The organism is Salinicoccus carnicancri Crm (genome assembly GCF_000330705.1).
GTDB lineage: Bacteria > Bacillota > Bacilli > Staphylococcales > Salinicoccaceae > Salinicoccus > Salinicoccus carnicancri.
The window spans coordinates 30,649-44,095 of record NZ_ANAM01000004.1; the positions used below are offsets into that span (position 1 = coordinate 30,649).

Below are 13,447 nucleotides of genomic sequence, written 5' to 3' on the forward strand. Positions count from 1 at the left end.
CCACATGCATTGAATGTGAAGGCATCAGTCTGTAGATTCCGCTCTCCTTATGATGTTCTTTCCACCAGCCTCAGCATCGTCTTATACAACAGCTCCGTACCAATCGCAATGTCTTCATCGTTCGAATATTCGTCGGGGTGGTGGCTGATGCCGTCTTTTGACCTTACGAATATCATTCCCATGCCGCACGCGTCTGCCATGTGGCTGGCGTCATGGAATGCGCCGCTCATGAGGACGGGCGGGGTGAGGTTCATGGTTCTGCTTTCTTCTGACATGATATCCATGATCTCTCTGCTGGCCTCTTTTGGTGTGGTGCCGCCGTCGTCTGATATATCATGGCGCAGTCCGTGTTTTTCCGAAATATCCTTCACGGCCTCCCTTAACTGCTGTTCGTATTCATCACGTCTTGCGAGGTCGCTGTCCCGCAGGTCGATGGTGAATTCGACTTTTTCCGGAATGATGGAGCGGCCGCCGGGGTAGACCTTGAGATCTCCGACGGTACCGACTGTGGGCGCACCGGCTTCAGTCTGGACGATGCTGTTGAAGGCGGTGATGATTTCTGCTGCACCGGTTAAGGCATCCTTCCTCATGGGCATGGGGACTGTGCCGGCGTGGCCGGAGGTGCCTGTCAGTGTGACGGTCAGCCACCGGGGTCCTGCGATGCCGCTGACGATTCCGATGGGCTCATCCTGTTCCTGCAGGTTCGGTCCCTGCTCTATGTGCATCTCGATATAGGATGAGATTTTACGGGTATCGTATTCTGATTCCTGCAGTTTCCCCGGATCGGCCCCGAAGTCGGTCAGTGCCTCCCGCCTTGTCACACCGTCTTCATCCGCTCTTTCAAGTTCACCCGGCTCGAGAGAACCGAGTATACCCCTTGAACCGAAGAGCCCGACGCCGAACCGGTGCCCCTCCTCGTCGCAGAATGATACAACTTCAACCGGGACTTCAGGCTGGATGCCATTTTCCCTCATTGTCTGAACAGCTTCAAGAGCGCCCAGCACACCGATGGTGCCGTCAAATCTTCCGCCGGAGGGCTGTGAATCGATATGGGAGCCGAGCATGACAGCCGGTTGACCTTGATTCTTCCCCTCCAGCCGACCGATAAGATTGCCGAAATTGTCGAAGCGGGTTTCGAGGCCGGCTTCATCCATCCATTTCCTGACGAGCTGCATGCCATCTTTATATTCTTCCGATAACGCCAGTCTGCATACACCGGTCTCGCCGACCCTGCCGATCTCTGACAGCTCGGCCAAACGTCCGGACAGGCGGTCACTATTGATAGTCAGATCCATTTTAAACATTTCCTTTCTTTTTCTCCATGAAGAGTACTGCGGTGATTGTCAGTGCCACGCACAGGGCGATCTTTATGAGTGAGAAAATCGGTGAGAACAGGATGATCATCCCGATGATGAGGGCGACAACACCGTACTGGGGTGTCTTATACGCGAACTGCCCGAGCACCGCGCCAAATATGGCGGGGAGCACGAAATTGAATGCACCTTCTATATACGGCGGAATCAATGTGATGAGGAATGTTCCCCCGATGACCATGATGACAAGGACGCCAACATTGGTCAGGGAAGCGACGGTGATTCCGAACACGCCGGCCACTTCCCAGGGTCTTATGCAAATTTATCACCTCATGTGAATAATATTGAACAATCATATAATTCAGAATATTGTCCCGGGTGCATTTAGTCAAGCGATAAACGGTTTGTGCACTTAATGCAGGACGTTTCAGTCATCCAAATGTCCACGGCGCCTGCTTGAGGATGATATGCAGCGGTATAAGGTATTATATTTAAAACACGGTGATTTTTACTATATAATTGAATTATCAGATATTTTGAGCTGTCGGTTTTGAATCATAGTTTTAAAGGGGGGCGCTCCATATGGCCGAACAAAAGGAAAAGGGCATGTTTCTGGTGAAATTCAGGCAGGAATCGGAATTTTCGACGTACTCATCACTGGGCATCGCAGATGAAGAAGTGATACATGAATTTAAAATTGCGAGGATGATTGAATGTGAAATCACTGAAGAACTGATGGAAAGTCTGAATGAGAACCCGGATATCAGTTATGTGGAGAGAACCATTCCCGTTTATGCATACCAGCAGGACGTACCATACGGTATCGGCCGGGTCCAGGCACCGGAAGCCCATGAAAAAGGCCATGCAGGCAGCGGTGTAAAATTGGGCATTGTCGATACAGGCATTGATGCAGCGCACGAGGATCTGAATGTTGAAGACGGATTTTCTGCATTCGATTCCGGGGAAGATTCTGCCCCCTATAGTGACGGCAGCGGGCACGGCACACACGTAGCCGGTACAGCAGCGGCTATTGATAATGAAACCGGGGTCGTGGGCGTGGCCCCGGAAGCGTCACTTTACGCGATAAAAGTGCTCGACGGAGATGGTTCGGGTTCCTCCGCCGGTGTCGTACGGGGGCTTGAATGGGCCATCCAGAATGAAATGGGGGTCATAAACATGTCCCTCGGTTCGCCGGAACCTTCCCGGGCGATACAGGATGCTGTGGATATAGCATTCAATGAACATGACATTCTGGTTGTCGCCGCAGCCGGCAATGAGGGAAATGAGGACGGGACAGGTAATACGGTAGGGTATCCTGCACAGTATGAATCCGTACTGGCCGTCGCCGCAACAGATGAAAATGACACAAGGGCACCATTCTCCTCGACCGGACCGGGCGTCGATATCGCCGCACCGGGCGCTTCGGTTCTGTCGACCGTCCCCGGCAACGGCTATGACAGATTAGACGGCACTTCCATGGCCGCACCCCATGCAGCCGGTGCCGGTGCAGTGCTCAGAGCAGCATTCCCCGATGAATCCGCCGCAGAGATCAAAGAGCGGATCATCTCCAGTGCAGAGGGGATAGGGGATAATCCTGAATGGTATGGCAGCGGACTGTTGCAGCTCCTTGATGCCGTGAACAGATAACTTAAAATGAAAGTCTGTACATGTCAAAATGGATGATTAAATGGACATATCGATGATAGTTTACGATGCTGTCATTTTACTTGCTATATGAGAATAAATTTATCGGGTAAATGAGAAATCCCATCGCTAAACGCGATGGGATTTCGTGTATAATTTATTTTCACAAATATTTATTATAAAATGGTACCAATTTACTTAATGCTTCGTTAACTTGTTCAGGCTGGTCATATAAGTCATAATGTGACGCGCCTTTGACAATATGCAAGTCTTTTTCTGTGGAACGTGCACGATTATAAAGGTCATAAGCATCACGATAGGAGCCAAATGCACCTGGCACATCGCCAGCAATGATTTGGACTGGTTGTGTCAATAATTTTTCTGCAGGGAAGAATGCATCAAATGTATATAGTCCTGCTGAACCTGAGTAACGCCATTTATTTGGTGAGTTTTCACTTTGACCTCTTGATGTACGATAATAGTCTACAGCTTCTTTGACATCAAGTTCATCAATACCTGTTTGTGCTAATTCTTCTGGGGAATTTGGAATATATTGCGTAACATATGGTTCTGCACCGTTCGCTTCAGCTGTTCGTAATTCTGCAATTTGTTCTAAATCACGAATTGCCGCATCAGGTGTGACATCACTTTCACGACTGAAACGTCCGAAATTTACGCCCACTACTGTACCCAATACTTTAATACGACGATCCGATAACGTCGCACTTGTGGCATAGCCACCACCGGCACAGATGCCAAGTGCACCAATACGATTATTGTCCACACTATCCAATGTCGTTAAATAGTCCACGGCTGCACGTACATCTTCAACTCTAAAATAAGGATTTTCCACATATTCAGGAGCTGACACACTTTCACCTTGGTGAGAAGCATCATAAGCTAATGTCACAAAGCCCTCATGCGCTAATTTTTCTGCGTATAGGCCAGCAGTTTGTTCTTTTGAACCACTTACTGGATGCACAGATACGATTGCAGGCAATTTTGTTTGACTATTTTCCGGTGTTCTTAGTATACCGACTACTGTTGTATTATTAGAAGTAAATGTTACTTTTTCAGTTTTAATTGTCATCATTAATTACTCCTTTATTTGGTATAATTAACCCAGATGACATCGCCCTCTAACTGTTCAAGATGTTTAATTTTAAAAACTTCAGGCACATGAGAACGATTAGGATTATTATTACCGAAAAGATTTGGTCTATTATAGTGATCATCGACAACTGGTGCTATAACAACACTCACTTCATCAACAAGATCTTGTTGGAAGAATGACCAATTAATACTGCCTCCACCGGACAATATCATCGTTTCAAGATTAAATAGGGTATTCAACTTCGATACAACTAAATTCAAGTCTAATTCGGAGTTTTCACCACCAAATACATATGAAACACCGAGATTTCTTAAATGTTCTAAATATGCATCTGAAACTTTTTCTGACACCACTTCGATAACATGCATTTTGGGACGCTCATTATATTGAATATAGTTCTGTGTCCATGCTGCCTTTCCAGAAGGGTCAATCGAGATAACATAGTGACTTAACTCTGTATCAGCCACAAAATCTTCTTTACGTGCATATGTTTCAGGATTTGCAGGCAACTTTGGCATATCATTATTGGCGAAAGCTTCTTCAATTGTTTTACGACCTAATATCAAAGCGTTAGAACCAAATTGTCTATCTATTGACTCGTAAGCTTTTGATAATGCACTGCCAGCAGCTTCATGATATGGACCAGTAATATTACCGTTGATAGATTGGGTCATGTGAACAATAATTTTGGATTGGGTCATTTTGAAAACCTCCTTACCTTTCACACTGCAACCAGGGTGGATTTACCATGTCAAAAAGAACTTGTCATCCTAGATTATCTTTTTTGTTCAATTTCTGAATTCTTAAAGCGTTAAAAACTTTTAATTACATCCAACTAGGTTTGTCGCCGTCTGTATCAGGTTTATTTAATCCAATATTTTCTTTTGAATGAAGTTTTGGATCTTGGGAAATTTTAACTGCTAAATCTGCAACGCTTTTACGAGACACCTCAGTCCCTTTGAAAGGTTCATCTCTTCGTGTTACTTCATAATCTACTTCATCATAGTTAGTTAGCCAGGCCGGTCTGAATATTGTGTAGTCCAAGTCTGAATTTTCAATTGCTTCGGTTGCTTCTCTAAATGGTGCGAGATAAGGTCCGATATTTTCATCATTCCATTCACCGAATTTACCTGGAACTTCATGAAGTGTATTAAGTGCTGTGACAAAAATTAGGCGTTTCGTATCGTTATCATCCATTGATTCAATAATTGTCTCAGCCTGGTCGCCTAAAGTTTCTCCTGTAGAACTAACAAACACAGTATCTACATTTTTTAAAGCATTTGAAAGAGCCTTTTTATCTGTCGCATCACCTTCAATAACTGTCAATCTATTTGAATCATATTCAGGTAATTTTGCTTTATCTCTTGCTAAAAGCGTTAAATCAAAATCTGTGTTCTGTAAATATAACTCAATTGCTTCTTGTGAAATTTGACCACTTGCACCAATAATTAAAATACGAGTCATTTTTAGCCACCTTTTTATATTTATAATGTTTCTTTATAGAATGATTCAAGTTTTGGCAATACTTGATTTACATATTCTGGGACATCGTATAAATCAACGTGTGATGCACCTTCAATTTTATATAACTCGTTGTTATTGCCTGCAGCTTTTTCAACTGCATCAACACTATACTCTAAAGTATCTGCATCTGTACCCGCGATTGATAAAAATGGTTGTGTTAACAATTCATCAATATACGTGAATGGTGCAAACGTTAATACTTCAGAAAAGCTTCTTAATAAGATTTTGTTTGGGGCGTTTTTATGTTGACCACGTTCAGTTAAATAATAATCGTGACCTTGTACCATTGTTGAATTTTCAGGCATTGAATCATCAATTTCTTCCGGCACATAACCTGTATACGCATAATCAGCGCCATTCGCTTCTTCTGTACGTTGATCAGCCACTTGGGTCATAAAGTCCAGTTGGTCTTCTATGGATACCACATCGCCAGGTCCTTTACGGAACAATGCACCAATATCAACCATACTTACTGTTGCTAGTGTTTTAATACGACGTTCAGTTCTTGCTGCACTGACTGTATAACCACCGCCTGCACAAACACCAAGCGCGCCAATTCTATCATTATCCACAAAGTCTAATGTCGTAAGATAATCAACTGAAGCTCTAACATCTTCCGTTCTAGCAAATGGGTCTTCTAAATATTTAGGCGAACCGTCACTTTCACCTTGGTGTGATGCATCATATACAACAGTCACATAACCAAATTCTGCTAGTTTCTCTGCGTACATACCTGCAGTTTGTTCTTTAATCCCACCGCCTGGATGACACACTGTAATTGCTGGATATTTTTTACTGTCATCAAACTTCTCTGGTGTATATAAATTCGCTGCCAATAAATTCGTTTTACTTTTGAAGTTAACTGATTTTTTCATAATATAAAGCCTCCATTTTTTAAATAAATAATTAACATCTGTAGATTTTTATTACTCTTGTGTGTATAATGCCATAATAGAGTATTTTATAGAGGCATTCAATTAACAAGCAGCTACATCTGTGTGTTAATACACAGATTAAAAAAATTGGGTTCTAAATGGAGGTGATTTATAATGAATATCAAAGATTTACGTGTCGTTAAAACAAGAGCAAGCATAAACAAAGCCTTTATCACACTATTTTTCGAAAAAGATTTTGATACGATTTCAATTAAAGAAATTACAGAATATGCTCAAGTTGGAAGAAAAACATTTTATCTTCACTATATTGATAAATACGATCTACTAGACCAAGTCGTATCAGAAAAGCTCACAGAGCTCGAACAAATTTGTGAAGCCAAAAAGAGTCTTGGTGTGCAAGAAGGCACGCAATTATGGTTTGAGTTTTTCGAAAACAATAGGTCTTTTTTCATGAAACTTTTCAATATTAGCAACGCTTCAAATTATAAGAAAAAACTTCTTCAATTTATTGAAGAAGAATTTAAGAAAAAAGTACCGACAGAAGTTGCTACTGATAATGGGCTAGAATATCATTTATATATTAACTTTATTAGTAGTGGTATTATCGGCCTACTTGATATCTATCTAAATAGTAGTGATAACGCACAAGACCAAGAAAAAATCACCTTACAGGTATCACGATTATTATCTTTATATGATTTAACCTAACCAAAAAATCGTCCAAGCTAAACAATTAGATTGACGATTTTTTGGTTTATTTATTACATCTGAATCTAGACTAGAAAGTGGACGCAGTGAATTGGACATTTCAAAGTCCACCAGTAAATGGATGGATATTTATAGAGACAAGGGATCTGAGGGCTTTGTGGGGGAGTGATCATGTGAGTCCGGATCAGCAGGCCGACCCTGAAGCACATAAGAGAATCAGGGAGTTGGAAGAAGAAAATAAAAACTGATGATAAACAGAGCGATTTTAAGGAGAATTAAGAGTAATAACGTGGGGAACGGTCATAACTTATCTTAAAAACGCTCTGTCAGAATTGATTTTATTTAATGAACGGTAGACACAATATAAGTAATCAAACATTGTGTTATACGTGGAACCCTGAGTCCTCACTCTATGCTAGTAGAATGGGGCGGATGCGTTTTTTGAGCATCCGTCTTCTTTTTCAGAGAGGATGTGGGAAATGAATTCGATGGATGACAATAAGACAATATTTATGGAATATGAAGCGGCTGCCCTCAACAGGTTTTCGTTTTTTTCGCCAGAAAAGCATGCTTGGTTTATCCTGAACAAAAAAAGACGGGCATATGCCCATCCCCGTCTATTCATCTATGACGCGTTTCATTGCATCTTTATATACTTGTGATTTATCGCGTTTGCCGATGGCAATGACTTGTATGATTTCCATGCGACCTTCCACCTCACGAAAGACGATACGGAGCCCCTGCTTTTTGAGTTTGATCTTGTTGCATCCCTTGAGTTCGCCCCGGAGAGCCTCCCCTGCTTGCATACCGCGCTCCATGATGCGCTTTAAGCCTTTCAGAATCAACTGTTTCTGACTGCCGTCGAGATCTTCATAGTCCGACTTGGCGTGTTCTGTGAGTTCTACAGTATACATGGATTACTCCCAGTCGTCGTTTTCGTCAAGTTCAATATCATCGAGATTGATGCCTGTGGCTTCTTCAACGCTATAGGTTTTGACATTGGTATCTTTAAGGCGTTCTTTGACAATGAGTTCATCGATACGGTCGTACAGCGCTTCGATTTCGTTATTCATATTTTCATACTGTTCTTGCGTCAGGACAACCCCTGCGACTTTGTCGCGATTAAAGATATAGACGCCATTCCTTCGTTCTTCGGCTTCTTTGAAGATGGCCATCGGGGATTTCTTTACATCGGAGATGCTTTTAAATGGTACATCTAAGGTTTTCATGCTCTCCCTCCTCTAATCCATTTAAGTATAGCATGAAAAATAGTCTTTTAAAAGATTTTCAAAAGTCTTTACATCTGAGGATGTCGTTTTTTCACCACCAGATTCATTTTCCTGTAAAACCAGATTCCTTTCAGACTCCAGCGGACCGGCCTACTGCGCGCGCTCAGCCTCGATCTGCTCAAGCAACACCCGGGCCCATTCCGGGCCCAATACGAGCCCACCGTCGGCCAGGATCATGTTGTCCGGGGAGGCTTTACCGGTGACGGCGCAGACAAGCTCCGGGGCGTACTTCTTGAGGATGACCCGATCGTCTTCCGTATAGAATTCAAACGGGTCCTGGATTTCAATGCCGAGGTCCCGGCGGAGGCCAATCGGGATGACAATCCGTCCGAGGGGATCCACTTTACGTACAATGCCTGTTGCTTTCATATCTGATCTCTCCGATTACTGTTTATTTTTTAGTATAGCCCATTTTTCCGATTGCACCACTTGATGATTATAAAAAACAAGATATTCGGTATTCCATACGCACCCCGTACCGATAAACGGCACAGGGAATATGCACGGACTACGTACTGAATGCCTACCCTATACCATGTTCAATGGCTTGCACATCGCATACGGATGTCATAGGCAGACCATGGTGCTCACCATGCAGATAAGGAACGGGAACACCCCTGTAGGCATCTCATGCCGATTTGATATGCAGAAGTGTCGGTACGGGATGTGCATCTCGTAAGAATATGAGGTTCTGCTCACCGCATATGCTCGATAGTTATCATGAAATACGCATGTCCTGTTTTATGGTATACGCATAGGCGGGGGTATTCACGGGATACGCATTTCATACGCACTTGATGTCTCATGGCATGGCTGACACCCCGCACAGAATCTCCGCCCCGTATAGAATACACATTTGATGAGCAACTGGTGCGGAATCATTGTACATGGTTTCTGCACGGTATGCCACACCGCATCGATATGACTCTATGAAGTACGTCGCGCTGACCGACATTCCACTCCGGGATGTCGGTCTTTTTTTGTCAGCAGATCACAGATTGTTGGTATCGGACCGTTGAAACGGCTTATCCGGGGCGGAGCCTGGGGCTTTCGGTGGTATTTGTTGTCCGTTTCGCTGTCGCTCATATAACCGCTCGGGGCTTCCCCCTCTGAATGCATCCAGGCGGCCCTCCGGGCGCCATCCCGCGGAGCCTTCCGGCGCGTCGGTGGTGTTTGGTGTCCGGTTCCGCCACGCGCTTTGCCGCCGGTTTCACTGCGTTCATCCCGTACGTACAAATCGAGCGTGCCCTCACATAACCGCCTCCTTGCCGTCCCCGGGATGGACCCTCGGTCCGGTCTCCCGGTTCCTCTTTTCCCGACGCAGTCTGCGCCTGCTAACACTTTCCTGACAGCTTCCCCCACTATGATTCCGGACGGGATGGCTGCTCGAGATCAGAGCGTCATCCCGGTCTGTCACTCCCCCGAACGCCGGCACGTGTATCACCCCGCTGATCCCGGTTTGCAGTGGCATCCGGGGCGGGATTTCGTGCCGGGATATGCCCGACTATGCTGTCATACGCCCTGAAGGTCATATGGCACCCCCGCATAGTTTGCCGATGGCTTCACAGTGCGGGTTCGTCGGGGGTCGACTATGCGACTATGTCCGGTGTATATTTGCTCGATATCGCACAGACGTTGTCACACCGGGGTTCGCATCGGGGTTTGCGCCTCGGGGTATGTTCGGGAACATAGTGGGGAAAGAGCATAAGGGCGACGTATGACATCGGGCTTTCAGCCCTCGTCAGTCAGCATAGCTGACCGTCCCCTTACTGCGTCGCGGAATGCTTGCGCATCCCTCTCCTTGCCCCCTTTGGGGGGTGCTCATTAGGAAGTGGCTTCCGCACTTCCTATGGTTCAAGATCGAGCGTACAGGCGTCACACAGTCCCCCGGACTATGCTTTGCTGTACAGATAAAATGGCCTGATAAGAATCAGCTGTACGCTACTTAAAACATATATGTTTTGTCGTACGTACAAGAGAGAAATGTCTGTACGCACACGCTGTCTGGAGTACCGGTGCGACCTCTTTGTCGGATGTCTGTGTAAAGTTAAATCGTGTGTGCTTTAAGGGCGCGAAATCCCTACTTAAAATGCGCCACGCATTTCGGTACGATAAACAATTGTTGGATAAATCACGAGATATGGATCTCCTAATGTACCTCTTGAAACCAAGTGCGAAATTCAGGAATGAAAAGTCGTACTGGATGCCCCAGTGTATCCGGTGGAGAAGTAAAAAAAAAAAGACCTTCATAACGGATTTGAAGGTCAAATATAGGTAAAGTTAAAAATAATTATATTTAAAATTATAACGAATAGATAAAAATTCTACGTTAATAGTTTTAATACATATAAAAATTTTTGAATAATTGGAATTTTTATGTAAATATGGTTGAAAAAGAAAAAATGTTTTGTAGATTGGAAATGTAACATATATTTGAAGGAGGATTTTAAAATGAAAAAGAAAATAGTAGCATTGCCTTTGGCGTCTATGATGGCTCTAAGTTCATTTGCATCTATTGACGTTAACGCAGCATCTTATGATTATGAAAATAATGTCGAAACGGTAAACAAAGATTCTTCTCTTAGTAATTTTAGTTCCGAAACAATTAGTATCGTAGATCCACATATCTCAGTTGAAAACGGTGAGTTTGTAATACATGAAAAAAATAATCTAGAAAATAAGATTTCCACAGAAAAGTTGGAAGAAGTAGAGACATCTATTGAGGAAATGAATAGTGTTATAAAGGAAGCAGAACAAGTAAATTATAAAACAGACAGTATTGAGTCATTTGCAGGTTCGCCGTCCGCCTCATCTGATCAGGTTACAACTTTTGCTGTGACTGCAGCTAGCAATGGTAAAAGTGGCGTTGAATACCACTGGTGGGGTTATAAAGTGTTTTTTGACAATAATCAAGCTATACAAATAAGAAATGCTTTAGGAGCAGGAGTGACGGCTTCTGGCATGGCCAACAGACTCGCACCAATGTTTTCTGTTCCCCAAGTCGCAGTAAAAGCTATATCTGGAGCACTAGTAGCAGGGGGCTCAGGATTGGTTGCTCTTATTGAAAGTAATAATAATGGCAATGGTATATGGATTCGTGTAACTGGTTATGCTGTATATACAGGTATAGGTCCTCAATAGTATATCGGATAAATTAAGTGATACTATTTTGTGAACAGATATTTCATCGTACTCAACAATGCCATCAAAAGTAGATTATTATTTAATATAGAGGACATTATCTCAATAAAGTGATAATGTCCTTTTTAATGAATTAAAAAGGACATTATGCCTCTTAATAAATCTAATTTTTTAGACTATTAACAGTTAATGAGATTATGAAAGATAAAGTATTGATTAATAAGAGTGATAGAAGAACTACAGTAACATTATTTACATAATTAACAGCGACTAAAAAAGAAAATATAATGATGCTTAAATTAGTTATATGATGAGAAAAGAATCCACTTTTATAACTAATCAATTTCGTTCTCTCATCACGAGGTTCGCTGGATTTAAAAAAATATTCTTCAATGATTCCTGTTAACCCTATGGTAATCACAACTATATTAAACAAAAGTAAGTTTGTGTGATTCAAAAGTATACTCCCAATACCAACTATCACTAATATGATATAAACGATGTAATTTATAGCATTTGAATGATTAGGGTATTCTTTTTTTTCGTATAGACTCATTTTTATTCCTCCTCGTACTTAAATAGATCTTCAATGCTGACTTCGAATAATCTTGCTAACTTAAAACTCAATTCTAGAGATGGATAGAATTTCCCTTTTTCTATAGAGATAACCGTTTGCCTAGATACACTAAGAAGAGAAGCTAAGTATTCTTGTGAATAGTTGTTTTTTTTTCGATATTCTTTTACACAATTGCTTATCATCTACTCACCTCATGTAATTTCAAAATACATCATTAATCCGTAAATGTAAAGTTTAGTTTACTTTTTTATTGTGGGTCTGAAAAGATGGAAATATTACAAGAGCTGAAGTTCTTTTGTATGTTCATATCGGTATTTACATTTATGACATTCTTGACTTCAGATGACCAACTATCAAACAGAAAATTCTTCTTGAAACGATACATTCCCTTAAAACTTATATACTTTTCGAAAATTGGGCATAATAGATAAATAGATGACATACTAAGCCCTGAAAAAATCCGGGGGGAAAGGCGCAAATATCTACATCATCAATACCGTGGAACAACAAAAAGCCCTGCAAAAAAAGAAAGTGTCATATCGTGAACAGGTAAAACACACCATCAAAACCCAGCAGGCCCAAGCCTTTGAGTACATCAAGGTTAAAAAACAAACTATGTATTCTTTAAAACTATTAACTACTCTGTTTAGTAGTACTACCCGTAAATATAAGCGCATGCGGAATAAATTACGCTTAGAACGCATTGAAAACATTAAAGCAGCGACATTTGATAATCATAGTGTGCCAGATCGGGTGTATAAACAATTTAAACCCTTCTTCAGTGATGCCCAACTCACGACACTTTATAAAACCGTACTCAATAGCCTGAAAACGTTTGACCTGGATGCAGAATACCAAATGGATGCAATCGTATATGGCATGGAATCGCTCGTAAAAGCATTGAAACGATACCACAGAAACGCAGGGGAACCGGTATATAATATCTATGCTTACTTGAATCGTACACTGCTCCATATCGGTTTTAATGCAGAGTTCTATGATGATATTTATGCCTATACCGATGCAGAAAGTTTTAGAAAAATTCTCTCTTAAATGTAATACCTGTACATCAACCCCATTTTGACAATGGTAAATGGTTTAAATTCAATGACCAATAAAAAAAACCACGATATTAACGTGGTTCGGATTAGATCGGTTTTGATGAGTACCGGAAACTCGGGATACCCCCCTGTATTAAGTCGGTTTTGGGAAGTGCCGAAAACTTGGGCGATGCCCTGTAT

The 13,447-nt window shown here is 42.3% G+C and carries 15 protein-coding genes; 4 read left to right on the forward strand and 11 right to left on the reverse strand.

The genetic code is table 11. The features are described 5' to 3' along the window. Positions 1-47: 47 nt before the first annotated feature. On the reverse strand, positions 48-1,295 hold the full coding sequence (locus C792_RS0104700) for a M20 family metallo-hydrolase (RefSeq protein ID WP_017548297.1): 1,248 nt from the start codon (positions 1,293-1,295) through the stop codon (positions 48-50). A 1-nt stretch (position 1,296) separates the two neighbouring features. Next, positions 1,297-1,605, reverse strand: coding sequence for a hypothetical protein (locus C792_RS14275; RefSeq protein ID WP_017548298.1), 309 nt, complete (start codon positions 1,603-1,605; stop codon positions 1,297-1,299). A gap of 290 nt (positions 1,606-1,895) precedes the next feature. On the opposite strand from C792_RS14275, the gene C792_RS0104710 reads away from it, so the two are divergent. After that, positions 1,896-2,960: a S8 family peptidase gene (locus C792_RS0104710; protein WP_017548299.1), complete on the forward strand. Its 1,065-nt coding sequence runs from the start codon at positions 1,896-1,898 to the stop codon at positions 2,958-2,960. A 160-nt stretch (positions 2,961-3,120) separates the two neighbouring features. Here C792_RS0104710 and C792_RS0104715 read toward each other — a convergent pair whose 3' ends face one another. The 4 genes from C792_RS0104715 to C792_RS0104730 form a co-directional block, all read right to left on the reverse strand. Further along, positions 3,121-4,047: an alpha/beta hydrolase gene (locus tag C792_RS0104715; protein ID WP_017548300.1), complete on the reverse strand. Its 927-nt coding sequence runs from the start codon at positions 4,045-4,047 to the stop codon at positions 3,121-3,123. A 14-nt stretch (positions 4,048-4,061) separates the two neighbouring features. Further along, a complete protein-coding gene (locus tag C792_RS0104720) occupies positions 4,062-4,772 on the reverse strand; it encodes a dihydrofolate reductase family protein (RefSeq protein WP_017548301.1) in 711 nt (236 codons plus the stop codon). A 124-nt stretch (positions 4,773-4,896) separates the two neighbouring features. Continuing rightward, a complete protein-coding gene (locus tag C792_RS0104725; RefSeq protein ID WP_017548302.1) occupies positions 4,897-5,535 on the reverse strand; it encodes an SDR family oxidoreductase in 639 nt (212 codons plus the stop codon). Between the two features lie 20 nt (positions 5,536-5,555). After that, entirely contained in the window at positions 5,556-6,470 is a 915-nt protein-coding gene (locus C792_RS0104730) for an alpha/beta hydrolase (protein WP_017548303.1), read from the reverse strand. A gap of 174 nt (positions 6,471-6,644) precedes the next feature. Between C792_RS0104730 and C792_RS0104735 the strand changes: the two genes are divergently transcribed. Continuing rightward, the gene (locus C792_RS0104735) at positions 6,645-7,199 is read left to right on the forward strand and encodes a TetR/AcrR family transcriptional regulator (RefSeq protein ID WP_017548304.1); all 555 of its coding nucleotides are present in this window, start codon (positions 6,645-6,647) and stop codon (positions 7,197-7,199) included. A 617-nt stretch (positions 7,200-7,816) separates the two neighbouring features. On the opposite strand, the gene C792_RS0104740 is transcribed toward C792_RS0104735, so the two are convergent. The 3 genes from C792_RS0104740 to C792_RS0104750 all read right to left on the reverse strand — a co-directional run bounded on the left by C792_RS0104740 (position 7,817) and on the right by C792_RS0104750 (position 8,857). Next, complete coding sequence (locus C792_RS0104740) at positions 7,817-8,113, reverse strand: type II toxin-antitoxin system RelE family toxin (RefSeq protein ID WP_017548306.1); 297 nt, start codon at positions 8,111-8,113, stop codon at positions 7,817-7,819. A 3-nt stretch (positions 8,114-8,116) separates the two neighbouring features. Further along, entirely contained in the window at positions 8,117-8,428 is a 312-nt protein-coding gene (locus C792_RS0104745; protein WP_017548307.1) for a hypothetical protein, read from the reverse strand. Positions 8,429-8,578: 150 nt separating this feature from the next. Continuing rightward, positions 8,579-8,857, reverse strand: a complete 279-nt coding sequence (locus tag C792_RS0104750) for an AbrB/MazE/SpoVT family DNA-binding domain-containing protein (protein ID WP_017548308.1) — start codon at positions 8,855-8,857, stop codon at positions 8,579-8,581. Between the two features lie 2,082 nt (positions 8,858-10,939). Between C792_RS0104750 and C792_RS0104770 the strand changes: the two genes are divergently transcribed. Then, positions 10,940-11,629 carry a hypothetical protein gene (locus C792_RS0104770; RefSeq protein WP_017548312.1) on the forward strand — a complete coding sequence of 230 codons (690 nt, stop codon included), beginning with the start codon at positions 10,940-10,942 and terminating at the stop codon, positions 11,627-11,629. 163 nt (positions 11,630-11,792) lie between these two features. Here C792_RS0104770 and C792_RS0104775 read toward each other — a convergent pair whose 3' ends face one another. Beyond that, the gene (locus C792_RS0104775; RefSeq protein WP_017548313.1) at positions 11,793-12,185 is read right to left on the reverse strand and encodes a hypothetical protein; all 393 of its coding nucleotides are present in this window, start codon (positions 12,183-12,185) and stop codon (positions 11,793-11,795) included. 2 nt (positions 12,186-12,187) lie between these two features. Beyond that, positions 12,188-12,388: a helix-turn-helix transcriptional regulator gene (locus C792_RS0104780; RefSeq protein ID WP_017548314.1), complete on the reverse strand. Its 201-nt coding sequence runs from the start codon at positions 12,386-12,388 to the stop codon at positions 12,188-12,190. 316 nt (positions 12,389-12,704) lie between these two features. Here C792_RS0104780 and C792_RS0104785 point away from each other — a divergent pair, with 316 nt between their 5' ends. Continuing rightward, entirely contained in the window at positions 12,705-13,259 is a 555-nt protein-coding gene (locus tag C792_RS0104785; protein ID WP_017548315.1) for a hypothetical protein, read from the forward strand. Positions 13,260-13,447: the final 188 nt, after the last annotated feature.